This is a genomic window from Azospirillum sp. ST 5-10 (genome assembly GCF_051225715.1).
In the GTDB taxonomy this organism is placed as follows: Bacteria; Pseudomonadota; Alphaproteobacteria; order Azospirillales; family Azospirillaceae; genus Azospirillum.
The window spans coordinates 1-26,046 of record NZ_JBPJSP010000010.1; the positions used below are offsets into that span (position 1 = coordinate 1).

General features: G+C 71.9%; 25 protein-coding genes. 24 read left to right on the top strand and 1 reads right to left on the bottom strand.

The features are described 5' to 3' along the window. From ACSBPG_RS13320 to ACSBPG_RS13370, 11 genes are all read left to right on the top strand, one after another. The coding region (locus tag ACSBPG_RS13320; RefSeq protein ID WP_435537656.1) for a glucose PTS transporter subunit EIIB at positions 1–708 on the top strand (708 nt) is incomplete at its 5' end. A 26-nt stretch (positions 709–734) separates the two neighbouring features. After that, positions 735–1,091, top strand: coding sequence for a PTS transporter subunit EIIB (locus tag ACSBPG_RS13325; protein ID WP_435537657.1), 357 nt, complete (start codon positions 735–737; stop codon positions 1,089–1,091). Between the two features lie 247 nt (positions 1,092–1,338). Next, positions 1,339–2,802, top strand: a complete 1,464-nt coding sequence (gene zwf / locus ACSBPG_RS13330; protein WP_435537658.1) for a glucose-6-phosphate dehydrogenase — start codon at positions 1,339–1,341, stop codon at positions 2,800–2,802. After that, complete coding sequence (gene pgl, locus ACSBPG_RS13335; protein ID WP_435537659.1) at positions 2,802–3,497, top strand: 6-phosphogluconolactonase; 696 nt, start codon at positions 2,802–2,804, stop codon at positions 3,495–3,497. Before zwf ends, pgl begins: the two co-directional genes overlap by 1 nt. A 31-nt stretch (positions 3,498–3,528) precedes the next feature. Then, the gene (edd, locus tag ACSBPG_RS13340) at positions 3,529–5,379 is read left to right on the top strand and encodes a phosphogluconate dehydratase (protein WP_435537660.1); all 1,851 of its coding nucleotides are present in this window, start codon (positions 3,529–3,531) and stop codon (positions 5,377–5,379) included. A gap of 94 nt (positions 5,380–5,473) precedes the next feature. Further along, positions 5,474–6,730 (top strand): ABC transporter substrate-binding protein, encoded by a 1,257-nt coding sequence (locus ACSBPG_RS13345; protein WP_435537661.1) that lies wholly within the window; start codon positions 5,474–5,476, stop codon positions 6,728–6,730. Positions 6,731–6,741: 11 nt separating this feature from the next. Then, the gene (locus tag ACSBPG_RS13350) at positions 6,742–7,650 is read left to right on the top strand and encodes a carbohydrate ABC transporter permease (protein WP_435537662.1); all 909 of its coding nucleotides are present in this window, start codon (positions 6,742–6,744) and stop codon (positions 7,648–7,650) included. Further along, positions 7,643–8,530, top strand: a complete 888-nt coding sequence (locus tag ACSBPG_RS13355; protein WP_435537663.1) for a carbohydrate ABC transporter permease — start codon at positions 7,643–7,645, stop codon at positions 8,528–8,530. The genes ACSBPG_RS13350 and ACSBPG_RS13355 overlap by 8 nt, the downstream gene beginning before the upstream one ends. A 5-nt stretch (positions 8,531–8,535) precedes the next feature. Further along, positions 8,536–9,651: an ABC transporter ATP-binding protein gene (locus ACSBPG_RS13360; protein WP_435537664.1), complete on the top strand. Its 1,116-nt coding sequence runs from the start codon at positions 8,536–8,538 to the stop codon at positions 9,649–9,651. 79 nt (positions 9,652–9,730) lie between these two features. Beyond that, positions 9,731–10,468 (top strand): response regulator, encoded by a 738-nt coding sequence (locus tag ACSBPG_RS13365; RefSeq protein WP_435537665.1) that lies wholly within the window; start codon positions 9,731–9,733, stop codon positions 10,466–10,468. 7 nt (positions 10,469–10,475) lie between these two features. Further along, the gene (locus ACSBPG_RS13370) at positions 10,476–11,945 is read left to right on the top strand and encodes an ATP-binding protein (protein ID WP_435537666.1); all 1,470 of its coding nucleotides are present in this window, start codon (positions 10,476–10,478) and stop codon (positions 11,943–11,945) included. Between the two features lie 24 nt (positions 11,946–11,969). Here ACSBPG_RS13370 and ACSBPG_RS13375 read toward each other — a convergent pair whose 3' ends face one another. Continuing rightward, the gene (locus tag ACSBPG_RS13375) at positions 11,970–13,097 is read right to left on the bottom strand and encodes a hypothetical protein (RefSeq protein ID WP_435537667.1); all 1,128 of its coding nucleotides are present in this window, start codon (positions 13,095–13,097) and stop codon (positions 11,970–11,972) included. Positions 13,098–13,686: 589 nt separating this feature from the next. Here ACSBPG_RS13375 and ACSBPG_RS13380 point away from each other — a divergent pair. From ACSBPG_RS13380 to ACSBPG_RS13440, 13 genes are all read left to right on the top strand, one after another. Continuing rightward, complete coding sequence (locus tag ACSBPG_RS13380; protein ID WP_435537668.1) at positions 13,687–15,438, top strand: sensor histidine kinase; 1,752 nt, start codon at positions 13,687–13,689, stop codon at positions 15,436–15,438. Continuing rightward, positions 15,435–16,067, top strand: coding sequence for a response regulator transcription factor (locus ACSBPG_RS13385; RefSeq protein WP_435537669.1), 633 nt, complete (start codon positions 15,435–15,437; stop codon positions 16,065–16,067). The genes ACSBPG_RS13380 and ACSBPG_RS13385 overlap by 4 nt, the downstream gene beginning before the upstream one ends. Positions 16,068–16,293: 226 nt before the next feature. Next, a complete protein-coding gene (gene soxC, locus ACSBPG_RS13390) occupies positions 16,294–17,643 on the top strand; it encodes a sulfite dehydrogenase (protein ID WP_435537670.1) in 1,350 nt (449 codons plus the stop codon). Beyond that, complete coding sequence (locus ACSBPG_RS13395; RefSeq protein ID WP_435537671.1) at positions 17,627–18,658, top strand: c-type cytochrome; 1,032 nt, start codon at positions 17,627–17,629, stop codon at positions 18,656–18,658. Before soxC ends, ACSBPG_RS13395 begins: the two co-directional genes overlap by 17 nt. Before the next feature lie 23 nt (positions 18,659–18,681). Beyond that, on the top strand, positions 18,682–19,140 hold the full coding sequence (gene soxY, locus ACSBPG_RS13400; protein WP_435537672.1) for a thiosulfate oxidation carrier protein SoxY: 459 nt from the start codon (positions 18,682–18,684) through the stop codon (positions 19,138–19,140). Between the two features lie 23 nt (positions 19,141–19,163). Then, entirely contained in the window at positions 19,164–19,475 is a 312-nt protein-coding gene (soxZ, locus tag ACSBPG_RS13405; protein WP_435537673.1) for a thiosulfate oxidation carrier complex protein SoxZ, read from the top strand. Between the two features lie 60 nt (positions 19,476–19,535). After that, positions 19,536–20,345, top strand: a complete 810-nt coding sequence (gene soxA, locus ACSBPG_RS13410; protein ID WP_435537674.1) for a sulfur oxidation c-type cytochrome SoxA — start codon at positions 19,536–19,538, stop codon at positions 20,343–20,345. An 11-nt stretch (positions 20,346–20,356) separates the two neighbouring features. Beyond that, positions 20,357–20,995, top strand: coding sequence for a sulfur oxidation c-type cytochrome SoxX (soxX, locus tag ACSBPG_RS13415; protein WP_435537675.1), 639 nt, complete (start codon positions 20,357–20,359; stop codon positions 20,993–20,995). Between the two features lie 46 nt (positions 20,996–21,041). After that, a complete protein-coding gene (gene soxB / locus ACSBPG_RS13420; protein ID WP_435537676.1) occupies positions 21,042–22,763 on the top strand; it encodes a thiosulfohydrolase SoxB in 1,722 nt (573 codons plus the stop codon). Positions 22,764–22,795: 32 nt separating this feature from the next. Further along, on the top strand, positions 22,796–23,377 hold the full coding sequence (locus ACSBPG_RS13425; protein WP_435537677.1) for a rhodanese-like domain-containing protein: 582 nt from the start codon (positions 22,796–22,798) through the stop codon (positions 23,375–23,377). Between the two features lie 38 nt (positions 23,378–23,415). Further along, positions 23,416–23,850, top strand: a complete 435-nt coding sequence (locus ACSBPG_RS13430) for a DsrE family protein (RefSeq protein ID WP_435537678.1) — start codon at positions 23,416–23,418, stop codon at positions 23,848–23,850. Between the two features lie 18 nt (positions 23,851–23,868). After that, positions 23,869–24,951: a YeeE/YedE family protein gene (locus tag ACSBPG_RS13435; protein ID WP_435537679.1), complete on the top strand. Its 1,083-nt coding sequence runs from the start codon at positions 23,869–23,871 to the stop codon at positions 24,949–24,951. A 29-nt stretch (positions 24,952–24,980) separates the two neighbouring features. Next, positions 24,981–26,006, top strand: coding sequence for an MBL fold metallo-hydrolase (locus ACSBPG_RS13440; RefSeq protein WP_435537680.1), 1,026 nt, complete (start codon positions 24,981–24,983; stop codon positions 26,004–26,006). The last annotated feature ends 40 nt before the right edge of the window (positions 26,007–26,046 follow it).

Genomic DNA, 26,046 nt, shown 5'->3' on the forward strand with positions numbered 1-26,046 from the left:
GCGGCGGCCATCGCCATCTGGCACGAGGCCCGGCCCGACCAGCGGGTCAAGGTCGGCGGCATGATGATCTCCGCGGCGCTCGCCTCGTTCCTCACCGGCATCACCGAGCCGATCGAGTTCTCCTTCCTGTTCGTCGCCCCGGTGCTCTACCTGATCCACGCCGTGCTGGCCGCCACCACCCAGTTCCTGGCCAACACGCTCGACATGCACATGGGCTTCACCTTCTCCCAGGGCGGCATCGACTTCGTGCTGTTCAACGCCCTCGGCGTGAACGCCCAGCGCTGGTGGCTGGTGCTGATCCTCGGCCCGGCGTACGCCGCCATCTACTACGGCGTGTTCCGCACGGCGATCCGCATGTTCGACCTGAAGACGCCGGGCCGCGAGGTGGAGAGCGTCGAGACGGGCGCCGTCGCCGTCGCCGGCGGGCGGGCCCGCGACCTGGTGCTGGCGTTCGGCGGCCGCGCCAACATCGCCAGCCTCGACGCCTGCATCACCCGCCTGCGCGTCGCCGTGAACGACCCGGCCAAGGTCGACCACGCCCGGCTCAAGGCTATGGGGGCCGCCGGCGTGATGGTGGTGGGCGGCGGCATCCAGGCGATCTTCGGCCCGCTGTCGGAGAACCTGAAGACCGAGATGAGCGAGTATCTCAAGGCCACCGCCGGCGCTGCGGACGACGTCCAGCCGGCCCTGGTCCCCACCCTCGGCTGAGCCCGTCCGGAACAGGAGGTCCACAGATGTCCGCCTTCTCCTTCCTGCAGAAGATCGGCCGTTCCCTCGGCGCGCCGGCCGCCGTCCCGGCTCCGGCGGTCCCGGCGGCTCCGGCGGCCGTGCCGGCCCCGGACGGCGATGCCGCGGCCCTGCGGCGCGCGGCGGAGTCCGGGGCGATCCGCCGGGCGCTGGGCGGCGACGCCAACATCAGGACGATCGAGCCGATCGCGCTGACCCGGCTGCGCGTCGAGCTGGTGGACGGACAGGCGGTCGACCGCGCCGCCCTGGACCGGGCCGGCGTGGCCGCGGTCGCCGTCGTCGCCGCCGGCGTCCTGCATCTGATCGTCGGCCTGGCCGCCGACCGGGTGGAGGCGGCCGCCTGACCGCGGCGGCCGCGGCCATCCGCCCGGGGGAGGGGAGGGCATGCGTTCCGCGGCCTTCCCTCCCCCCCGGGCGGGGCCGGCGGCCTCCCGCCAGCCGAAATTTGCCGCCGCGCGTCGGTGCGTGCGGCGTTTGACCGCACTGCAAAACGCAGGCACGATCCCCCCGACGACGCCCGGCAGGGCAGGACAACCGATCGCGCCGCCGCCCCTTTCCGACCCGCCCCGCATCACCGACAGGAGAGTGCCCATGGTGGCCCATGTCGTTCCCGTTGATCCCTTCGACCTGGTCGTCTTCGGAGCCACCGGCGACCTGGCGCGGCGCAAGCTGCTGCCGGCCCTCTACCACCGTTTCCACGACGGCCAGATGCCGCAGGGCGCGCGGGTGATCGGCGTCGCCCGCACCGACATGGGTGCCGACGGCTTCCGCAACGCCGTCGACGAGGCCCTGTCGGAGTTCGTCGAGCCGGAGAGCCTCGATCCCGACACCCGCCGGCGCTTCCTGGCGTGCATGAGCTACTGCCAGCTCGACGCCGCCTCCGACCTCGGCTGGAGCGCGCTGCGGGAGGTGCTCGACGCCTCCGACCGGCCGGTGCGCTCCTTCTACCTGTCGGTGGCGCCGCGCCTGTTCGAGGCGATCGCCGCACGCATCCACGAGCTGGGAATCGCCGACGAGCGCTCGCGCCTGGTCGTGGAGAAGCCGCTCGGCCACGACCTCGCCTCGGCGCGCGCCCTCAACCGCTGCCTGTCGTCGCGCTTCCCGGAAACGCAGATCTACCGCATCGACCATTACCTGGGGAAGGAGACCGTCCAGAACCTGATGGCGCTGCGCTTCGCCAACACCCTGTTCGAACCGCTGTGGAACGCCCACCACATCGACCACGTGCAGATCACCGTGGCGGAGACCGTCGGCATCACCGGGCGCGGCCACTATTACGACGGCATCGGCGCCATGCGCGACATGGTGCAGAACCACCTCCTGCAGCTCCTCTGCCTCGTCGCCATGGAGCCGCCGGCGCGCTTCGAGCCCGACGTGGTGCGCGACGAGAAGCTCAAGGTGCTGCGCTCGCTGGCCCCGGTCACCGACCCGCTGCACGTGGTGCGCGGCCAGTACCGGCGCGGCGCCCAGACGCCGTCCTACCACGACGAGGCGGAGGCGGCCGACAGCCGCACCGAGAGCTTCGTCGCCCTGCGCGCCGAGGTGTCGAACTGGCGCTGGGCCGGCGTGCCCTTCTACCTGCGCACCGGCAAGCGCCTGCGCACCCGCATGTCGGAGATCGTCGTCCAGTTCAAGGAGGCGCCGCACTCGATCTTCCGCGGCAAGAGCTGGCACCCCGGCCCCAACGTCCTGTGCATCCGCCTGCAGCCCAACGAGGGCATCAAGCTGGCGCTGACCATCAAGGATCCCGGTCCCGGCGGCATGCGCTTGGCACCGGCCGAGCTCGACATGTCGTTCGCCGCGACGCTCAAGGAGAACGGGCTGCGCATGCCCGACGCCTACGAGCGGCTGGTGATGGACGTGATCCGCGGCGACCAGACGCTGTTCATGCGGGGCGACGAGGTGGAGGCCGCCTGGGCCTGGGTCGACCCCATCATCGCCGCCTGGGAGGACCGCAAGGACCGCCCGCACCTCTACGATCCCGGCTCCTCGGGGCCGGAGGACGCGCTGATGCTGCTGCACCGCGACCAGCGCCGCTGGCGGGAGATGGCGTGATGCCCCTGGAGATCGCCACGTTCGACGACCGCGACGTCCTCGCCGACCGGCTGGCGGCGGCGGTCGCCGGTCAGCTGCGCGCCGCCGTCGACGCCCGCGGCCGCGCCGCCCTGGCGGTCCCCGGCGGCACCTCGCCGGGACCGTTCCTGACCCGCCTCGGCGCCACCGCCCTGCCGTGGCAGCGGGTGGCGGTGACGCTGTCGGACGAGCGCTGCGTCCCCGCCGACCACCCCCGCTCCAACCAGCGGCTCGCCGCCGCCACCCTGCTCGCCGGCGCGGCGGGGGCGGCGCGCTTCGTCGCCCTGCACGACGCGGCCCTGCCGCCGGACGAGGCCCTGGCCGCCCGTTCGGCGGAGCTGATGCAGACGGCGCTGCCGCTCGACGTGTGCGTGCTCGGCATGGGCGACGACCTGCACACCGCCTCCCTGTTCCCCGGTGCCGACGGGTTGGCCGCGGCGCTGGACCCTGCCGGCGGGCGCCCGCTGCTGCCGATCCACGCCCCGGGCGCGCCGGAACCCCGCGTCACCCTGACCGCACCCGTGCTGCGCGGCGCCGGCCATGTCCATCTCCTGATCGTGGGCTCCGCCAAGCGCGACGCGCTGGAGCGCGCGCTGGCCTGCGCGACCGTCGAGGAGGCGCCGGTGCGGGTCGTGCTCGACCGCCCCGGGCCGACCACCGTCTGGTACGCCGACTGACCGCCCGCGAACGCCGAAAAGGGACACGACGATGCTTCATCCGCAGATCGCGACCGTCACGGACACCATCCGCCGCCGTTCGGCGGCCGTGCGGACCGCCTATCTCGACCGGGCGCGCCGCGCCGCCGAGGCCGGCCCCCATCGCGCCCGCCTCGCCTGCGGCAACCTCGCCCACGCCGTCGCCGCCTGCAGCGCCCACGACAAGGCGGCGCTGGCCGGGGGCGCGGCCGGCCACCTCGGGATCGTCACCGCCTACAACGACATGCTGTCGGCGCACCAGCCCTACGAGCGGTTCCCCGAGGTGATCCGCGAGGCGGCGCGCGCCGCCGGCGGCACCGCCCAGGTGGCGGGCGGCGTGCCGGCCATGTGCGACGGCGTCACCCAGGGGCAGCCGGGCATGGAGCTCAGCCTGTTCTCGCGCGACACCATCGCCCTGGCGGCCGGCGTGGCGCTCAGCCACAACGCCTTCGACGCCGCCCTCTTCCTCGGCGTGTGCGACAAGATCGTGCCCGGCCTGGTGATGGCGGCGGCCAGCTTCGGCCACCTTCCCGCCGTGTTCGTCCCGGCCGGCCCGATGACGTCGGGCCTGTCCAACGACGAGAAGACGGCGGTGCGCCAGCGCTACGCCAAGGGGGAGATCGGCCGCGCCGAGCTGCTGGCCGCCGAGATGGCGAGCTACCACGGGCCCGGGACCTGCACCTTCTACGGCACCGCCAACACCAACCAGATGCTGATGGAGTTCATGGGTCTGCACCTGCCGGGGTCGAGCTTCGTCAACCCCGGCACGCCGCTGCGCGACGCCCTGACCCGGGCGGCGACCCGGCGCGCGCTGGCCATCACCCGGCTCGGCAACGCCTACACGCCGATCTGCGACGTCCTCGACGAGCGGGCGTTCGTCAACGGCATCGTCGGCCTGCACGCCACCGGCGGCTCGACCAACCTGGTGCTGCACCTCGTCGCCATGGCCCGCGCCGCCGGCGTGATCATCGACTGGGAGGACATGGCCGTGCTGTCCGCCGTCACGCCGCTGATGGCCCGGGTCTATCCCAACGGTGTCGCCGACGTGAACCATTTCCACGCCGCCGGCGGCCTCGCCTTCATGATCGGCGAGCTGCTCGACGCCGGGCTGCTGCACGGCGACGTGCGCACGGTGGCCGGCGACGGGCTCGCCCGCTACACCGTCGAGCCGCGCCTCGGCGCCGACGGCGAGGTGACCTGGGACGAGGCAGGCGACGAGAAGGCGGACGGGCAGGGGAGCGGCGAGGCCGTGGCGAGCCTGGACCGCACCATCCTGCGCCCCCACGCCGACCCGTTCCAGCCCACCGGCGGGCTGACCCTGCTGACCGGCAACCTCGGCAAGGCGGTGATCAAGACCTCGGCGATCAAGCCGGACCAGCACGTCGTCGAGGCGCCGGCGCTGGTGTTCCACGACCAGGAGGAGGTGAAGGCGGCCTACGCCGAGGGCCGGCTCGACCGCGACGTGGTGGTGGTGGTGCGCTTCCAGGGCCCCAGGGCCAACGGCATGCCCGAGCTGCACTCGCTGACGCCGCTGCTCGGCGTGCTGCAGGGGCGCGGCTTCCGCGTCGCCCTGGTCACCGACGGCCGCATGTCGGGCGCCTCCGGCAAGATCCCCGCCGCCATCCACGTCACCCCTGAGGCGGCGGCCGGCGGGCCGATCGCCCGGCTTCGCGACGGCGACCGCGTCCGTCTCGACGCCACCGCCGGCCGGCTCGAGGTGCTGGTCGACGCCGAGGCGCTGGCGGCCCGGCCGGCGGCCGAGGCCGACCTGTCGGCCAACGAGCACGGCATCGGCCGGGAGCTGTTCGCGGTGTTCCGGCGCACCGTCGGCACCGCCGACACCGGCGCCTCGGTCGTGGTCTGACGGAAATCCCGCCGGGCCATGTGACAGATCAAGGCGGGCGGCGCGGCGGGCGGTCACGCTCGCCCCCCGTCCGCCCGCGATCCCAAGGGATGCCATGCCCCGCCGCCTTTTGCGCCCCCTGATTACGGTCCTGGCCGCCGCCGGTCTGCTCGCCGGCGCCGCGGCGGCCGAGCCGCGGGTCGAGGTCCTCCACTACTGGACGTCGGGGGGCGAATCCAAGGCGGTGGCGGTGCTGAAGCAGGACTTCGAGGCGGCCGGCGGCACCTGGAAGGACGCCCCGGTGGCCGGCGGCGGCGGCGACGCCGCGGCGACGGTGCTGCGTTCGCGCGCATTGGCCGGGGTGCCGCCGACGGTGGTCCAGCTCAAGGGGCCGAGCATCAAGGAGTGGGCCGCCGAAGGCGTGCTGGTGACGCTCGACGACGTCGCCGCGGAGGGGCACTGGGACGAGCTGCTGCCGCCCGCCCTCCAGGAGGTGGTGAAGCACCGCGGGCACTACGTCGCGGTCCCCGTCAACATCCACAGGGTCAACTGGCTGTGGGCGAACCCGGCGGTGCTCGCCCGGGTCGGCGCCGCCGTGCCGACCACCTGGGAGGCGTTCAACGCCACCGCCGACCGGCTGAAGGCGGCCGGCATCACCCCGCTGGCCCACGGCGGCCAGCCCTGGCAGGACGCCACCCTGTTCGAGACCGTGGTGCTGGGCCTCGGCGGCGCCGACTTCTTCCGCCGGGCGCTGGTGCGGCTGGACGAGGCGGCGCTCGGCTCCGCCACCATGGTGCGGGTGTTCGACCAGATGCGCCGGCTGCGCGGCTACGTCGACCCGGGCTTTCCCGGGCGCGACTGGAACCTCGCCACCGCCATGGTGATGAACGGCGAGGCGGCCATGCAGATCATGGGCGACTGGGCCAAGGGGGAGTTCCTCGCCGCCGGCCGGCAGCCCGGCCGGGACGTCCTGTGCGTCCCCGCCCCCGGGGCGCCCGGCTTCGTCCTGAACAGCGACAGCTTCGTCATGTTCAAGGTCGACGGGGCCGACCAGGCGGCGGGACAGAGGCTGATGGCGCGACTGATGTTCGGGCCGAAGTTCCAGGAGACCTTCAACCTCTACAAGGGGTCCATCCCGGCCCGCCTCGACACGCCGCGCGAGCGCTTCGACGTCTGCGCCCTGCAGGCGATGGCGGACCTGAAGAGCGGCATGGAGGAGGATTCGCTGGTGCCGAGCATGGCCCACGAGATCGCCGTGCCCGGCGCCGTCCGCGGCGCCATCCTCGACGTCGTCACCGAGCATTTCAACACCGAGATGCCCTCGGCGCTGGCCGTCCGGCGTCTGGTCGAGGCGGTCAGGCTGGCGCGATGACGGCACCGCGGATGCCCCAGACCGATGGCGGCCGGCGCGCGCGGCTGACCTTCCTGCTGCAGCGCCACATGTCGAAGCTCGTCCTGGCGCCGTCGTGCGCGGCCATCCTGCTGTTCGTCTACGGCTTCGTGCTGTGGACGACCTGGATCAGCTTCACGCCGTCGCGCCTGCTGCCGGTCTACGAGTTCGCCGGCTTCGACGCCTATGTGCGGCTGTGGCAGATGGCGCGCTGGCACGTCGCCATGACCAACCTCGTCGTGTTCGGCGGCCTGTTCGTCCTGGTGTCGCTCGCCGTCGGCGTGCTGCTGGCGGCGCTGCTCGACCAGCGGGTCCGCGCCGAGGGCGTGCTGCGCACCATCTACCTCTACCCCATGGCGCTCAGCTTCATCGTCACCGGCACCGCCTGGAAATGGATGCTCAACCCGACGATCGGCATCCAGCGGTTCGTGCGTGACCTCGGCTTCGAGAGCTTCACCCTGGACTGGATCGTCCGCCAGGACATGGCGGTGTACGCCTTGGTGATCGCCGCGGTGTGGCAGGGGTCCGGCTTCGTGATGGCGCTGTTCCTCGCCGCCATGCGCGGCGTCGACGAGGAGATCGTCAAGGCCGCCCGCCTCGACGGGGCCAGCGTGGCGCGGATCTACTGGGGCATCGTCCTGCCGTCGATCCGCCCGGTGTTCTTCAGCGCGGTCGTCATCCTCGCCCACCTCGCGGTGAAGAGCTTCGACCTGGTGGTGGCGCTGACCGGCGGCGGGCCCGGCTACGCCACCGACCTGCCGGCCACCTTCATGTACGAGATGACCTTCCGCCGCAGCCAGATCAACATCGGCGCCGCCAGCGCCATCATGATGCTGGCGACCGTGATGGCCATCATCGTGCCCTATCTCTATTCCGAGCTGAGGGAGACCAAGCGTGTCTGACGGCGCCTCGTTGCCGGGCGGCGGCGGATGGTCCGGGCGCGTCGGCCGCCTCGTCCTCTTCGCCGTGCTCGGCCTGTTCGCCCTCTACTACCTGGCGCCGCTGCTCGTGATGCTGTCGACGTCGCTCAAGGGCAGCGACGAGATCCGCTCCGGCTCGCTGCTGGCGCTGCCGCGCGAGATCAGCGTCGCGGCGTGGGGCTACGCCTGGGACGAGGCGTGCATCGGCGTCGACTGCTCCGGCCTCGCCCCCTATTTCCGCAACTCCCTGGTCATGGTGGTGCCGAGCGTGCTGGTCTCGACGCTGCTCGGCGCCGTCAACGGCTACGCCCTCACCAAGTGGCGCTTCCGCGGCGCCAACCTGGTGTTCGGGCTGATCCTCTTCGGCAGCTTCCTGCCGACCCAGCTCGTGCTGCTGCCGATGGCGCAGACCCTGGGCTGGCTGCAGGTGGCGGGCACCACCACCGGCCTCGTCCTGGTGCACGTGGTCTACGGGCTGCCCTTCACCACCCTGTTCTTCCGCAACTACTTCGTCAGCCTGCCCGACGACCTGGTGAAGGCGGCGACCATCGACGGCGCCGGCTTCTTCCAGATCTTCTTCAAGATCATGCTGCCGCTGGCCCGACCGATCCTGGTCGTCACCGTCATCTGGCAGTTCACGCAGATCTGGAACGACTTCCTGTTCGGCGCGTCGTTCGCCGCCGGCGACGCCCAGCCGGTGACGGTGGCGCTCAACAACCTGGTGAACACGACGACCGGGGTGAAGCAGTACAACGTCGACATGGCCGCGGCGATGATCGCCGCCCTGCCGACCCTGGCCGTCTACGCGCTGGCCGGCCGCTACTTCATCCGCGGTCTGACCGCCGGCTCCGTCAAGGGATGACGCCGATGGCCACCCTCACCCTCGACCAGGTGCACAAGCGGTTCGCCGGCCAGGAGGTGCTCAAGGGCATCGACCTGGCGCTGGAGGACGGCGAGCTCCTGGTGCTGCTCGGGCCCTCGGGCTGCGGCAAGTCGACCGTGCTCAACCTGATCGCCGGCCTCGACACGGTGACCAGCGGGACCATCCGCATCGACGGCCGGGCGATGAACGACGTGCCGCCCAAGGACCGCGACGTCGCCATGGTGTTCCAGTCCTACGCGCTCTATCCCAACATGACGGTGGCCCGCAACATCGGCTTCGGGCTGGAGATGCGCGGCGTGCCGCGCGCCGAGCGGGCCGAGGCGGTGCGCCGGGTCGCCGGCATGCTGCAGATCGAGCACCTGCTCGACCGCAAGCCGGCGCAGCTCTCCGGCGGCCAGCGCCAGCGCGTCGCCATGGGCCGCGCCATCATCCGCAACCCGCGGATCTTCCTGTTCGACGAGCCGCTGTCGAACCTCGACGCCCGGCTGCGTGTCGACCTGCGCACCGAGATCAAGCGCCTCCACCAGCGCCTCGGCGCCACCATCGTCTACGTCACCCACGACCAGAGCGAGGCCATGACGCTCGCGACCCGCATCGCCGTCCTGCACGACGGCGTCGTCCAGCAGGTCGGGCCACCGCAGAGGGTGTACGAGGAACCCGCCAACGTCTACGTCGCCGGCTTCGTCGGCGCGCCGCCCATGAACCTCCTGCCGGCCACCGTCGCCGTCGAGGACGGGCGCCTCGGGGTGCTGGTCAAGTCCCTGGCGCACGGCCGGCGGCTGCCGCAGTTCCTGCCGCTGGCCGGGGACCGCGCCGGCCTTGCCGACCGCATCGGCCGCGACCTGGTGCTGGGCCTGCGCGCCGAGGCGATCACCCGCGGCGCGCCGGGGGCGGAGCCGGGAGCGGTGCGCATCGAATGCCGGGTCAGGGTGCTGGAGCCGACCGGCGCCGACACCTTGACCCACATCGACCTCGGCGACGGCGGCGCCACCGCGCGCGTCAAGCCGGGCGACGCGCCGCCGGAGGGCGCCACCGCCGACTTCGTCGTCGACATGACGCGGGCCAGCCTGTTCGATCCGGCGACCGGGCGCCGCATCTGAGGCTGGCGGGTGGTCCGCTTTTTGGCTAGGGTTCCGGCGTCCGGGGGCGCCGTCGACGGGGCGGGGGTGGGCAGAGGGCATGGACAAGGACCGGCACATTCTGGTCGTCGACGACGACCGCGACCTGCTCGACCTGCTCCACGACTTCCTGGTGAAGAACGGCTTCCGCGTGTCGACGGCGGTCGACGGCGTGGCCATGTTCAACGCGCTGCACCAGTGGGCGATCGACCTGATCATCCTCGACGTCATGCTGCCGGGCGAGGACGGCACCAGCCTGTGCCGCACCCTGCGCACCCAGTCCGACGTCCCGGTGATCATGCTGACGGCGGTGAACAGCGAGGTCGACCGCGTCGTCGGCCTCGAGGTCGGCGCCGACGACTACCTGGTCAAGCCGTTCAGCCCGCGCGAGCTGCTGGCCCGCATCCGGTCGGTGCTGCGGCGGACCACCCACGCCGAGGCGGCCGTCCGCCCGAAGGTGCTGCGGTTCGCCGGCTGGTCGCTCGACCAGGGCCAGCGCGAGCTGCGTTCGCCCGACGGCGTGGTGGTCCACCTCAGCTCCGGCGAGTTCGAGCTGCTCAACACCTTCCTCAGCAACCCGCAGCGGGCGATCGGCCGGGAGGAGCTGCTGACGCAGCGCAGGGACAGCGTGTCGGCGTTCGACCGCAGCATCGACATCCAGGTCAGCCGGCTGCGCCGCAAGCTGGAGACCGGCGGTTCCGGCGACCAGCTCATCAAGACGGTGCGCGGCTTCGGCTACCAGTTCACCGCCGCGGTGGAGGAGCTGGCGGCCGGCTCCGCCACCGGCCCGCGGCGCTGACGCGGCGGTGGGGACGCTCGCCGACACGCTGCTGCCGCGGCGCCTGCGCTACCGCATCGGCGCCGTCGCCGCGGCCGTCGTCCTGCTGATCTTCGCCGCGACCTTGGTCGGCGCCGACCGGCTCGCCCGGCGGCAGGCCGACCTGCTGACCGCCGAGCGCCTCGGCGCGCCGATCGCCCGCATCCTGCGCGACTGCGAGCGGGCGCTCGCCGGCGGCGGGTCGGTGGTGGCGGCCCTGCCGGCGGGCGACGACGACGCCTTGCAGGCGCGCTGGCAGCCGGGCCCCGAGCCCGGGGTGCCGAAGGGCTGGCGCGTCCTGCCGGTGCCGCTGGCCGGCTCCGGCGGGCCGCGGTCGGCGCTGGTCGCCATCGACGGCGGCACCCTGCAGACCGTCGCGCCGCCGCTGCCGCGCGACGCCGGGCTGGAGGCCGGGCTCGCCGACCTGGCGGCGGCGCTCGCCCGGCACCTCCGGCCGGCGCGGCTGATGTTCGAGCTGTCCGACGGGAGCTGGCTGGAGGTCTCCAGCCCGCGCCACTGGCGGGCCCGGGCCACGCCGGTCGAGGTGGGGCTGATGGTCGTCGCGGCGATGGCGGCGGCGCTTGGGCTCGCCCTGTGGTCGGCGGCCCGGCTGGCGCGGCCGGTGGAGCGGCTGGCGGACGCCGTCGCCCGGGCGAACGACCCGCTGAAGCCCGAGCCGCTGCCGCGCCGGGGACCGCTGGAGGTGGAGACGCTGGCGGACGCCATGTACCAGACCCGGGTCGCCCTCTGCGACCTGCTGGAGGGGCGCACGCGGCTGCTCGCCGCGATCTCCCACGACCTGCGCTCGCCGGTCACGCGCCTGCGCCTGCGCGCCGAGTTCATCGACGACGAGGCGCTGCGCGCCAAGGTCCTGTCCGACCTCGACGACATGCAGGCGATGATCGCCTCGATCCTCGACTTCCTCGTCGAGGACGTGATGCGCGAGGAGGTCGAGGTGGTGTCCTTCTCCAGCCTGCTGCAGAGCCTGTGCGACGACTACGCCGACATGGGCCTGCCGGTCGACTTCGCCGCGCCGGCGCCGCTGGAGTTCGAGACGGTCCGCACCGTCTTCGGCGGGGCCGGCGGGCGGGTCAGCTTCGACCAGCACCGGCCGCTGCTGCTGCGCGGCCGGCCGCGCAGCCTGCGCCGGGCCTTCGCCAACCTCATCGAGAACGCGGTGAAGTACGGCGTGCGCGCCGAGGTCTCGGTCCACGCCGACAGCCAGGACGTGATCGTCGACATCGTCGACGACGGTCCCGGCATTCCGGAGGACCGTCTCGCCGACGTGATGAAGCCCTTCGTCCGGCTGGAGCCCTCGCGCAACCGCCAGACCGGCGGCAGCGGCCTCGGCCTGGCCATCGTCAAGTCCATCGTCGACGCCCACCAGGGCCGTATCGAGCTGATCAACCGCCTGCGCGGCGGCCTGCGGGTGCGGGTCACCCTGCCGCGCCTGCTGTGAACGCCGTGCCGGGCCCGCCGCCGCTTACAGCGTCGGGAAGAACTGGTTGAGGACGTGCTGGTTGCGGGCCGTTCGCCGGCGCCACGACGCGTCGCTCCGCTCGGCCGGCACCGTCATGTTCTCGTGGGCCGACGTCACGACGTCGCTGACGGTGAACGCCATCCGGAACGTGCCCGGCATGCCGTGCTTCGCGAAGGCCCTGGCGAGGAAATAGGACTCCATCTCCAGGGTGTGGACGCCCTTGTCGAGCAGCCGGCCGACGGTGGACGGCGTTTCCTCGAGAAGGCTGTAGACGTGCCCGTGTTCGCCGGTGTGGAAGACCGTCGGCTGGTCGGGACCGCGGGGCACGGCGCTGCTGAACTGGTTGTGGGGCAGGGACACCGGAGCCAGGCCGGAGCTGGCCGGCACCACCTGGGTCGACGGGACGACCATCGTGTCGCGGCCGACCGCCGGCGTGAGCGAACCGCAGATGCCGTGGAGGTTGACGGCGCTCGGCCGGATGCCCTCCTCCCGCAGCGCCGTCACGACGAGGCCGGCGATCTCGCCGTGCGCCCAGGCGATGTCGACGATGAGGTGCAGGACCTGCTTCGACCGGTCGCGCGTCGCCTGATAGGCGATGCAGAACGGCCGCTCGCAGGACAGGATCTGCAGTCCGTTGTGTCCCCCCATCGCATCGATCATGGAAAACGGCATGATGGACAGATGGACCGGGACGTGGGGGAATTTCGAGAGATAGTCGGCCCAGGGTTCCAGGGCGGCGCTCACCATGTCCGCCGGCAGCGCCTCCTCGGCTTCGTCGTCGTCCAGGTATTGCTCGATCTTGTCCTCGAAGCCGAGCTGCCTGAGGTAGCTGTAATACTGGTGGAATCGCTGGACGCTGAGCAACCCCGCGTAGTACACCACCGTCCCATCCTTGGTCGCCCACGCCTCGACCGGGAACTCCGGGCCGGCGAGGCGAACGACGGTGCTGGGCGAGAAGGCGTGAGTCCCGCGGAGGAGTTTGATCTTCGTCGCGCGGGTGAGCGCGTCCAGGGTCCCTCCCCGGTTTCCCGAGAGCTTGAACCGTGCCAGCGCCGTGGCGTCCATGTGCACCTCCACCGCCGCGGCGCGCTGCAGCACCCCGGGCGCGGCGGCGACCGGGTGCGGTCGCACGGTCGGCGGGGGCACCCGGGGCAGGAATCGCGGTGCCCCGTTGGCCTGCCGGGCGGGCTTCGCCTGCACGGGCGTGTTGGCGTGGGGCCGTGCGACCGGCGGCGGCGCCACGGGGGGCGCACCGGTCGGCCGGGCCGGGAGGTTGGGCGGCGCGGCGAAACGGGTCGGCGGCGGCCCCGGCGCGGCGGTGGGCCGGCCGGCCGGCTTCGCCTGAAGGGAGGGCTGCGCCGGGAACCGGGTGGGCGGTGCTGGCGGCGTGCGCGTCGGCGACCTGATCGGACCGGCGGGCCGCAGCAGGATCACACCGGGTGTGGCGGGTCGCGGGGTGGACGAGGATGATCCGGCCGGAGCGGGCCGGGGAACGCGTTTCCGAGAAGCCGAGGAGCCCATGCGTTCCTCCTCCGGTATCGACCGGCGGCCCATCTTCCGACACGAGGGACGTGCGGTCAAGTCGACCGTGACGGGAACCGTTGCCCGGCGTGGCGCGCGGAGAAGGAAAAACACGCGATACGCATCGCCGCGTCCCGCGGGATGCCGGTGCGACAGATTGCTGCGCTGACAGTCCGCAAAGTGCGTTATACTGCAGCCGATGTTGCGCTGGCTGTGCCTTCTGTTCGTCGTCGGCCTGTGGGGCGGCGGCGCCCGTGCGGAGACGGGCGTGGTGCGGGTCGGCGTGCTCGCCTACCAGGGGTCGGAGCGGGCGGCCCGGGACTGGGAGCCGACCTTGGCCTATCTCAACCGGACCGTGGACGGCCACCGGTTCACGATGGTGCCTCTCGACCTTCCCGGCATGGTGATGGCGGTGTCCGGCCGGGAGGTCGACTTCGTCATCACGAATCCCGGCAACTACGTGACCCTCGAAGCGCGCTTCGCCGTGACGCGGATCGCCACCGTCGAGGTCGCGCCCGTGGGCTCGCCCATGGCGGCGGTGGGGTCGACGGTGATCCGCCGCGCCGACCGCCGGGACATCGCCGGGCTGAAGGACCTCAGGGACAAGACGATGGCGGCCGTCTCCACCGACGCCTTCGGCGGCTTCCAGATCGCCTGGCGGGAGATGGAGGAGGCCGGCGTCCGGCCGTTCTCCGACCTGCGCGCGCTGACCCTGGTGGACTTCCCCATGGAGGGCGTCGTCGAGGCCGTCCGCAACGGCGAGGCCGACGCCGGCATCGTCCGCACCTGCCTGCTGGAGGAGCTGGAGGCCCAGGGCCGGGTCGTCCCCGGCGAGTTCGCCGTGCTGGACGAGCGCCCGGCCGCGGAGCTGCCGTGCCGCCTGTCGTCCCGGCTCTATCCCGACTGGCCGTTCGCGCGGGTGCCGCACGCGCCGCGCGACCTGGCGCGGCGGGTGGCGGCGGCGCTCCTGACCATGCCGCAGACCGACGGCAAGACCTGGACGGCGCCGCTCGACTACACCTCGGTGCACGAGCTGTTCCGCACGCTGCACATCGGTCCCTATCCGCGCACCGCGCCCGGCCTGGACGAGCTGATCCGGCGGAACTGGCAGTGGCTGGTGGCGGTCGCCGCCGCCGTGGCGTGGTGGGTCGTCCACGCCGCCCGCGTCGAGGTGCTGGTGCGCCGGCGCACCCGCGAGCTGGAGCGCGAGATCGCCGAGCGCGAGCGGGCCGAGGCGGCCGCGCTGCGCCTGCGCGAGGAGCGCGACCAGCTCTCCCGCCTCGGCATCGTCGGCGAGATGGCCAGCAACATCGCCCACGAACTCAACCAGCCGCTGGGGGCCATCGCCAACTACGCCCACGGCATGAGCCGCATCCTCGACGCCAGGGAGCCGGACCTGGCGATGCTCCGGCAGGGGGCCGGCGCGGTGGCGCAGCAGGCGGAGCGGGCGACCGCCATCATCCAGCGCACCCGCGGCTTCGTGCGCCGCCGCGACGCCCAGCGCTCGGCCGTCGACCTCAACGCCGTGGTGGTCGAGACACTGTCCCTGTTCGGCGCGCCGCGGGGCGTTCCCATCCACACCGACCTCGCCGCCGCCCTGCCGACGGTGCGGGCGGACAAGGCGGAGCTGCAGCAGGTGCTGCTGAACCTCCTGCAGAACGCCGTCGACGCGACCCTCGACGTCGGCCGCGGCGCCGTGGCCGTGCGCACCGCCGCGTCCGGCGGCATGGTCGAGGTGGCGGTGCGCGACGACGGCCCGGGCATCCCGGCGGAGGGAGCGGCGCGGATGTTCGAGCCCTTCTACACCACCAAGCCGGACGGGCTCGGACTCGGGCTGGCGATCTGCCGGACCATCGTCGAGCGGCACGGCGGCCGGATCTGGGCGGCGGCCAATCCGGGCGGCGGGCTGACCATGCGATTCATCTTGCCGCCGGCCGAGGAGGAGACATGATGACGGACACCCCCATGGTCCTGGTGGTCGACGACGACGAGGGGATGCGGACCTCGGTCGCCTACCTGCTCGCCTCGGTCGGCATCCCCTGCGAGACCTTCGCCTCGGCCGAGGACTTCCTGCGCTCGTCCTGGCTGCAGCCGCCGCTGCGCCCCGGCTGCATCCTGATGGACATCCGCATGCCCGGCATGAGCGGCATCGAGCTGCTGCGCCATCTCAAGCAGGAGGGCTGCAAGCGGCCGGTCGTCATCGTCACCGGCCACGGCGACGTGCCGCTGGCGGTCGCCGCCCTGAAGGCCGGGGCGGAGGACTTCATCGAGAAGCCCTACAAGGACCAGGCCCTCCTCGACGCGGTGAACGCCGCCATCCGCAAGTGCCGCCTGATCCTGGAGCGCAGCGCCGGCCACGAGGTGGTCCAGGCGCGCCTCGCCCAGCTCAGCCGGCGCGAGCGCGAGGTGCTGACCCTGGTCCTCGACGGCAAGCAGAACAAGGAGATCGCCGCGGCGCTCAACATCTCCATCAAGACCGTCGAAGGCCACCGGCAGATGGCCATGGAGAAGATGCGCGCCAAATCCGTCGCGGAACTTGCGCGGATGATGCTTGCTCCCGACGGCGTGACCCTGGCCTGACCGGGTCACGCCCGGCCGTTCGTCATAGAAAACGTCATAGGACCCCGGGAAAACCCTGGGTTGGCACCGGGTTCTACCCGGTTGGCGCGGATTGCTCGTATTCCCTATAGTTTCACGGGTAAGAGATTTGCGGTGCCGACCGGCTAGGACAGGGATGGAAATGACCAGGTTGCGGCCTATGGGCGGGGCGATTCCCCGCACCGACCTGCTTGACCCCGGCGCGGACTTGTCTTCCGGACGTCTGCGGCGGGCCCCCGAAAACTTTCTCACCAAGGAGCAGGTCCAGCTCGTCAGCAAGGGACGGCGCGATTTCCTGCGCGCCAGCTTCCTCGCGGCGAGCGCCGCCACCGTCGCCGCCGCCACCGCCGGCGCGGGCGGCCGCGCCCTGGCGGCCGACGGCGACGCCAACATCCTGGAGCCGACGCCCTGGGGCAGCAGCCTCGGCCAGCCGGTGGCGGCCAACCCCTACGGCATGCCCTCCAAGTACGAGCGCGGGCTGGCGCGCCGCCAGAGCCCCGGCCTGACCCAGGTCGCCGCCGCCAGCGTCTCCTTCGCCCCGCTGCAGGGCCTGTTCGGGATCATCACGCCGTCCGGCCTGCATTTCGAGCGGCACCACCAGGGCTGGCACGACATCGATCCCACCAAGCACCGCTTCATGGTCAACGGCGCGCGGCCGGAGCTCGTCGGGCGGCCCAAGGTCTACACGCTCGACGATCTGATGCGGCTGCCGTCGGTGTCGCGCATGCACTTCATCGAGTGCGGCGCCAACACCGGGATGGAATGGGGCAACGTCGCCGTCCCCACGGTGCAGTACACCCACGGCATGCTGTCGTGCAGCGAGTTCACCGGGGTGCCGCTGCGCACCCTGCTGGAGGACTGCGGCGCCGACCTGAAGGCGGCGAAGTTCGTGCTCGCCGAAGGCGGCGACGGCTCGTCGATGACCCGGACCATCCCCATCGAGCTGGTGCTGTCCGGCGAGGTGCTGGTGGCCTACGGGCAGAACGGCGAGATGCTGCGGCCGGAGAACGGCTATCCCCTGCGCCTGGTGGTGCCCGGCGTGCAGGGCGTGTCCTGGGTGAAGTGGCTGCGCCGGATCGAGGTGGGCGACCGCCCCTACGCCGCCAAGGACGAGGCGATCCACTACGTCGACCTGATGCCCGACGGGCAGCACCGGCAGTACACCTCGATCCAGGAGTGCAAGTCGGTGATCACCACCCCGTCCGGCGGCCAGACGCTGCTGGACAAGGGCTTCTTCACGGTGACCGGCCTGGCGTGGTCGGGGCGCGGCAAGGTGGCGCGGGTCGACGTGTCGTTCGACGGCGGCATCAACTGGGTCGAGGCGACCCTGCAGACGCCGCTCCTCTCCAAGTGCCTGACCCGCTTCAGCGTGCCCTGGCGGTGGGACGGCCGGCCGGCGCTCCTGCAGTCGCGGGCCACCGACGAGACCGGCTACGTCCAGCCGAGCTACGGGCAGCTGCGCGGCGTGCGCGGCTCGCGCTCGATCTACCACAACAACGCGATCCAGTCCTGGCAGGTCGCCGAGAGCGGGGACGTGAGCAATGTCCAGATCCTTTGAAGCGGCCCTTCTCGCCGGCCTGCTGGTCACGGCCGTGCCGGCGCTCGCCGCCGACGACTTCTCCGGCATCGGCCGTCCCGCCACCCCGGGCGAGCTCAAGGCCTGGGACATCGACGTCGGGCCGGACTTCGCCGGCCTGCCGCCGGGCTCCGGGACCGTCGAGCGCGGCATGGAGATCTGGGAAGGGAAGTGCGAGAGCTGCCACGGCATCTTCGGCGAGAGCAACAGCGTCTTCACGCCCCTGGTGGGCGGCACCACGGCCGAGGACATGGAGCGCGGCCACGTCGCCAACCTGAAGCGGACCGACTACCCGCAGCGCACCACCTTCATGAAGGTGGCGACGGTCTCCACGCTCTACGACTACATCCGCCGCGCCATGCCGTGGAACGCGCCGAAGTCGCTCAGCGACGACGACGTCTACGCGGTGCTGGCCTATCTGCTGAACCTCGCCGAGATCGTGCCCGAGGACTTCGTGCTCAGCGACCAGACGATCCGCGACGTCCAGGCGCGGATGCCCAACCGCGACGGCATGACCACGGCGCACGCCCTGTGGCCCGGCGCGGCGTTCGGCGCGGCGACGCCCGACACCGCCAACGCGGCCTGCATGAAGAACTGCAAGCCGACGGTCGAGCTGGTCTCGCGCCTGCCCGAGCACGCCGAGGGGTCGCACGGCAACCTCGCCGCCCAGAACCGCATCGTCGGCCCGGTCCGCGGCCAGCGCACCGGCCCCGAGGAGGCGGAGACCGCCGACGCCGGACCGACGCCGCACGACCTGGCGGAGCGCTCCGGCTGCCTGTCCTGCCACGGCATCGACAGCCGCATCGTCGGCCCGAGCTACGGCGAGATCGCCGCGAAGTACCGCGGGACCGACAGCACCCAGGCGCTGATCGCCAAGGTGAAGGAGGGCGGCGACGGGGTGTGGGGCGACGTGCCGATGCCGCCCCAGGCCGAGCTGAAGGACGACGACGTGAAGACGCTCGTCGAGTGGATCCTGGCGGGCGCGCCGGGCAACTGACCCATCGAGGAGGAAATCGAACCATGATGCAGCAACCGATGGAGCGCCGGCGGGTGCTCACGCTCCTGGGGGCGTTGGCGGCGGCGGGGATCGTCGTCCCGCGCGCCGCGCTGGCCAACTGGGACAAGGCGGCCTTCGAGGCCAAGACCATGGGCGACGCGCTGAAGGCGCTGGGCGCCGATTCGCCCGCCGACAGCGGCGACGTGCAGATCATCGCCTCCGACATCGCCGAGAACGGCGCCGTGGTGCCGGTCCAGGCGGTCAGCAAGCTGCCCAAGACCGAGCGCATCGCCATCCTGGTCGAGAAGAACCCGAACATGCTGGCGGCCGCCTTCGACCTCGGCCCCGACACCGTCCCCGACGTCACCGCGCGCATCAAGATGGGCCAGACGTCGAACGTCCACGTCCTGGTGAAGGCGGACGGCAAGTTCTACACGACGTCCAAGGAAATCAAGGTCACGCTGGGCGGCTGCGGCGGCTGAGGCGAGAGAAGAGGAGCACCGACATGGGCAAGCCGATGAAGATCCGCGCCGCCTCGAAGGACGGCGTCACCGAGATCAAGGTCCTGATGAACCACGAGATGGAGACCGGCCAGCGCAAGGACGCCAGCGGCGCCGTCGTCCCGGCCTGGTTCATCAACGAGGTCACCGCCAAGCTGGGCGACAAGACCGTCCTGCAGGCGCAGTGGGGGCCGTCCGTCTCCAAGAACCCGTACCTCGCCTTCAAGGTGAAGGGCGGCCAGGCGGGCGACAAGGTCACCATCACCTGGGTCGACAACAAGGGCGACACCCGCACCGACGAGGCGACCGTGACCTGACGCGGGGGCGCCGCCCGCCGGCGCCCTTGCGACAAGAACGACAGGCATCCGGGAGGAATCATGAACCGCGCAAGCATGGGGATGGCGGCGTTCGTCGCCGTCGCGGCCTTCGCCGCGCCGGCCGTCCACGCCCAGGACAAGGTGCAGGAAGGCATCGACGCCTACCGCGAGGCTCTGCAGGACGGCAACCCGGCCGAGCTGTACGAGATGACCGGCGAGGAGCTGTGGACGACGCCGTCCGGGCCCAAGAACGCGTCGCTGGAGCGGTGCGACCTCGGCCTCGGCGCCGGCGTGGTGCAGGGCGCCTACGCCCACCTCCCGCGCTACTTCGCCGACACCGACCGGGTGCAGGACCTGGAATCGCGCCTGCTCACCTGCATGGAGACGCTGCAGGGCAAGGACCCCAAGGCCTACGTCGCGGCATCGTTCAAGGACCCGGCCAAGGAGGAGCTGACCGCGCTCTCCGCCTACATCTCCGGGCAGTCGCGGGAGGTGCCGGTGGCCGTCGCGCCGGCGCACCCCAAGGAGAAGGCGATGTACGAGCTGGGCAAGCGCCTGTTCTTCTACCAGGGCGGCCCGTACGACTTCGCCTGCGCCACCTGCCACGGGCAGGACGGCACGCGCATCCGCATGCAGAACCTGCCCTACATCCCCAGCGCCGAAGGTGCGGCGGCGGGTTGGACCACCTGGCCGGCCTACCGCGTCAGCAACGGCCAGATGTGGTCGATGCAGCAGCGCCTCAACGACTGCTTCCGCCAGCAGCGCTTCCCCGAGCCGGTCTACGCGTCCGAGGCGACCATCGCCCTGTCCATGTACATCGCCGCCAACTCCAACGGGGCGATCATGCAGACCCCCGGAATCAAGCGCTGAAGGAGGCCGTCATGATCCGCACCGCGTTCCTCGCCGCCGCCGTCCTCCTGGCGGGCGGCCCGGCCCTGGCGCAGTCGCAGCCGTCGTCCTGGGGACCCGGCGCCGACGACGCCGCCTTCGAGCGGATGCTGAAGACCAGCTTCAAGGAGAAGGGCATCGTCAAGCTCGACCGGCTGAAGCAGGACGAGACCCAGACCTTCTGCTCCGACCCCGATGCCGCGTCGAGTCCGGCGTCGGCGGCACGCCGGGAGCAGATCGAGAAGGCCAACCTGGCGACCGTCAAGTGGCCGGCCGACGGCAAATGGCTGGGCGACTGGAAGTCGGGCGAGGCGATCGCCCAGAGCGGCCGCGGCAACACCTGGACCGACAAGGCCGACCAGGTCAACGGCGGCAACTGCTACAACTGCCACCAGATCACCTCGGAGGAGATCTCCTACGGCACCATCGGCCCCAGCCTCTACAATTACGGCAAGATCCGCGGCGCCGACGAGGAGGTCATGAGGGCGACCTGGGCCAAGATCTACAACGCGAAGTCCAACAACGCCTGCTCAAACATGCCGCGTGCCGGCCACATGGGCATCCTCAGCGAGGCGCAGATGAAGGACGTCATGGCGCTGCTGCTGGATCCCCAGTCCCCGGTCAACCAGTAACCGCCGGCCGGTCAACACCCGTCCACCGGCAACCGAGGCCCGTTCCATGAACCGTCGCGAGTTCCTCCACGTCCTGTCCGCCGCCGCCGCCACCGGCATGGTCCTGCCCGCCGGGCTGGCCCGCGCCGAGGCGGCGGCCGCCGCCTTCTACGACGCCCCGGCCTTCGGCAACGTGTCGCTGCTGCACATCACCGACTGCCACGCCCAGCTCAAGCCGATCTATTTCCGCGAGCCGAGCGTCAACCTCGGCATCGCCGACATGGCCGGGCGCGCGCCGCACCTCGTCGCCGGGCGGTTCCTCGAGCATTTCGGCGTCAAGGCCGGCACGCCCGAGGCGCACGCCTTCACCAGCGTCGACTTCGAACGCCTGGCGCCGCTCTACGGCAAGGTGGGCGGCTTCGCCCATCTGGCGACCCTGGTCAAGCGGGTGCGGGCCAACCGGCCGGGAGCCCTGCTGCTCGACGGCGGCGACACCTGGCAGGGCTCGGGCACGGCGCTGTGGACCCAGGGGCAGGACATGGTCGAGGCGGCCAAGCTGCTGGGCGTCGACATCATGACCCTGCACTGGGAATGCACCTACGGGCAGGAGCGGGTGCAGGAGGTGGCCGAGAAGGACTTCGCCGGGCACGTCGAGATCGTCGCCCAGAACATCAAGACCGCCGACTTCGGCGACGACGTGTTCAAGCCCTTCACCCTGCGCGCGGTCAACGGGGTCAAGGTGGCGGTGGTCGGCCAGGCCTTCCCCTACACGCCGATCGCCAACCCCCGCTACATGGTGGCCGACTGGACCTTCGGCATCCGCGAGGAGGAGATGCAGAAGACGGTCGACGACGCCCGCGCCGCCGGCGCCGCGGTGGTCGTGGTGATCTCCCACAACGGCATGGACGTCGACCTCAAGATGGCCTCGCGGGTGACCGGCATCGACGCCATCCTCGGCGGCCACACCCACGACGGCATGCCGGCGCCGACGATCGTGGCGAACCCGTCCGGCCGGACGCTGGTCACCAACGCCGGCTCCAACGGCAAGTTCCTCGGCGTCCTCGACCTCGACGTGCGGGACGGCCGGGTCAGCGATTTCCGCTACGCGCTGATGCCGGTGTTCGCCAACCTGCTGCCCGCCGATCCCGAGATGGACGCGCTCATCACCAAGGTGCGCGCACCCTACGAGGACCGGCTGGGCGAGGTGCTGGCGGTCAGCGAGGGGCTGCTGTACCGGCGCGGCAACTTCAACGGCAGCTTCGACCAGCTCATCCTCGACGCCCTGATGGCCGAGCAGGATGCGGAGATCGCCTTTTCCCCCGGCTTCCGCTGGGGCACGACGATCCTGCCGGGGCAGGCGATCACCATGGAGAACCTGCTGGACCAGACCGCCATCACCTATCCCTACGTCACCCTCAACGCGATGACGGGGGAGCAGATCAAGACGGTGCTCGAGGACGTCTGCGACAACCTGTTCAACCCCGACCCCTACTACCAGCAGGGCGGCGACATGGTGCGCGTCGGCGGCCTCGCCTATTCCTGCGACCCCTCGGCTCCCGCCGGCCGGCGCATCGCCGACATGACCCTGCGCGGCCAGCCCGTGGAGGCCGGAAAGACCTACAAGGTGGCGGGCTGGGCGCCGGTGTCGGAGCAGGCGCGCGACGCCGGCGGCGATCCGGTCTGGGAGGTCGTCGCCCGCCACCTGCGGGCGCAGAAGACCGTCCGGCCGCCGGCGCTCAACCTGCCGACGCTGAAGGGCGTCGACGGCAACCCCGGCCTGGCCGCCTGAACCGGCCGGCCCCCGCGCACGCAGGAGGTCCCATGATGAAGACGTGGCTCGCGCTCGCCGCCCTGCTGGTCGCGGCGCCCGCCCTGGCCGGCTCCTACCAGCCGGTCGACACGGCCGCCGTGCCGCAGGCCAAGCGCACCGAGGCCGGGCTCTATCTCGGCGCGCCCGAGGCGTTCGCCATGAAGACGGAGCGGGGCGACGGCGTGCTGTTCATCGACGTCCGCACCAGGGGCGAGTTCATGTTCCTCGGCTCGCCCACGGTGACGGACGCCAACATCCCCTATGCCGACCTCGAGGAGCCGGTGACCTGGGACGCGGCGAACAAGCGCTACAAGCTGGCGCTCAACTCCGACTTCGTCGCGGCGGTGGCGGCGCGCCTGGAGCAGCGCGGGCTGGACCGCGGCGCGCCGGTGATCGTCATGTGCCGGTCGGGCGACCGCTCGGCGCGCGCCGCCGACCTGCTCCGCAAGGCCGGCTACACCATGGTCTACTCGGTGGTCGACGGCTTCGAGGGGGACCTCGACAAGGACGGCCGGCGCACCGTCAACGGCTGGAAGAACGCCGGCCTGCCATGGACCTACGCGATGGACGAGGGCAAGGCCTACCTGCGCTGAACGGCCCCGAGCGGCGCCGCACCGGAAAAGGATCCACCATGAGCATCATCCGCCGTCTCGCCCGCCTGTTGCTGCCGGTCCTGCTGCTGATCGGCGTGCCGGTCGTGGCCCAGGCCCAGGACAAGGTGGTCTACCACATCGACGACGCCGCCGTGCAGGGCACCAAGGCGCTGCGCAACATCCGCAACCATCTCGACGTGGCGCCCGACACCGAGGTCCGCGTGGTGACCCACGCCGACGGCATCGATCTCCTGCTGGAAGGGGCGAAGGACGCCAAGAACGACATCGAGTACGCCCCGCTGATCGCCGATCTCAAGGCGCGCGGCGTGCACTTCGAGGTGTGCGAGATCACCATCGGCCGGCGCAAGCTGGACAAGGACGCGTTCGTGCTGGAGGCCGAGTTCACGCCGTCCGGCGTCGTCCGCATCACCCAGCTGCAGACGCGCGACCACTACGCGTACATCAAACCCTGAGCGCGGGGAGCGCAGGCGGTGACGTTCGACGGCTTCATGGACCTCCTCGGCGAGGAATGGTTCGTCGCGCTCGGCGGGCTGCTGGTCGGCGGCCTGTTCGGGGCGCTGGCGCAGCGCTCGCGCTTCTGCCTGCGCGCGTCGACCCTGGAGGTGGCGCACGGCCGCCTCGGCGACCGGCTGGCGGTGTGGCTGCTCGCCTTCTCCACCGCCCTGATCGCCACCCAGGGGCTGATCCTGCTCGGCCTGTTCGACACCGGCAGCGTGCGCCAGCTCAACAACGCGGGCAGCCTGTCGGGGGCGGTGATCGGCGGCCTGATGTTCGGCTGCGGCATGACGCTGACCCGCGCCTGCGCCAGCCGCATGCTGGTGCTGTCGGCGACCGGCAACCTGCGGGCCCTGCTGTCGGGGCTGGTGTTCGCGGTGGCCGCGCAGGCGGCGACCGTGGGGGCGCTGTCGCCGGCGCGCTCGGCCATCAACGCGCTGTGGACGATCGACGCCCACCAGCGCGACCTGCTGGCGGTGACCGGGGTCGGCCACGGCGGCGCGCTGCTGTTCGGCCTCGGCTGGCTGGCGGCCGGCGTGGTGATCGCCCGGCGCAACCGCGTTTCCGTCTGGATGGGGCTGGGCGGCATGGGGGTGGGGCTGACGGTCGCCGCCGCCTGGTGGTTCACCTGGCGCACCGCCGCCTCGGCCTTCGAGCCGGTGGCCGTCCATTCCCTGAGCTTCACCGCCCCGTCGGCCGATTTCCTGATGCTCGTGCTGTCGCCGCCGGGAGGGCGCTGGACCTTCGACACCGGCCTCATCCCCGGCGTCTTCGCCGGCTCCTTCCTCGCCGGGCTGCTGGCGCGCGAGCTGAAGCTGGAAGGCTTCCGGGACGGCTCGTCGATGCGCCGCTACATCATCGGCGGCTGCCTGATGGGCTTCGGCAGCGTGCTGGCCGGCGGCTGCGCCGTCGGCGCCGGCGTGTCCGGCGCCTCGATCTTCGTGCTCACCGCGTGGCTGGTGCTGTGGTCGATGTGGATCGGCGCGGTGCTGACCGACATCCTCGTCGACCGTCCGTCGGGCGGCCTGCTCGGCCGGCCGGCCGCCGTGGCGCAATGAGTGGCGCAATGAACCGTAGGGGAGGGGACATGGGCATCATGATCCGCCGCCGCGTCCTCGGCGGCGCCGTGCTCGCCGCGGCGGCCGGCGCGGTGGCGCGCCTGTTCGACGGCACGGCGGTCGGCGCGCTGGCCGCCGACGTCGAGGCCTTCGTCAAGGGGCCGCCGGTGCCGGACCTTCCGGTCCGCCGCATCAGCCCGCACGTCTACGTCATCCCGTCGCCGGACGGCTTCCCGACGCCGCAGAACCAGGGGATGATGGCCAACGTCACCTTCGTGGTGGGGGCGGGGGGCGTCGTCGTCGTCGATTCCGGCGCGTCGCTGCAGATCGGCGAGATGGCGATCCGCCGGCTGCGCACGGTCACCGACAAGCCGGTCGTCGGCATCGTCAACACCCACTATCACGGCGACCACTGGCTGGGGAACCACGCCTTCGTCGAGGCGTACGGCGCGGATCTGCCGCGCTACGCCCACCCGCAGACCCGCGAGGCGGTCGAGGGCGTGGAGGGCAGCTTCTGGCAGGGCGCCATGGTCAAGTGGACGAACCAGGCCACGGCCGGCACGCGGATCGTCCCGCCCAACCGGGACGTGGCGCACGGCGACGAGCTGTCGCTGGGCGACGTCCGCCTGCGCCTGCACCATTACGGCCGCGCCCACACGCCGGCCGACGTCTGCGTCGAGGTGGTGGAGGACCGGGTGATGTGCGTCGGCGACGTGCTGATGGACCGGCGCATCGCCAACATGGACGACGGTTCCTACGTCGGCACCTTCGAGACCATGGACGCGCTGCGCGCCAACAGCGACACCGAGGTCTGGCTGCCCGGCCACGGCGTGCCGGGCCCCGGTGTCCTCGCCTGGCAGCGCGCGCTGTTCGAGGGCATCTACGAGACCTGCGCCGCGGCGGTGGCGGCCGGCCGCAGCATGGAGGAGGCCAAGGCGGCGGTGCTGGCGGACCCGCGGGTCGCCTCGCGCGCCGCCGAGACCAAGGGCTGGGACGGCAACATCGGCAAATACGTCAGCCTCGCCTATCTCGAGGCGGAGCAGGCGAACTTCTGATCCGGGAACCGCGAAACCCGCCCGACGCCTTCGGGCGGCC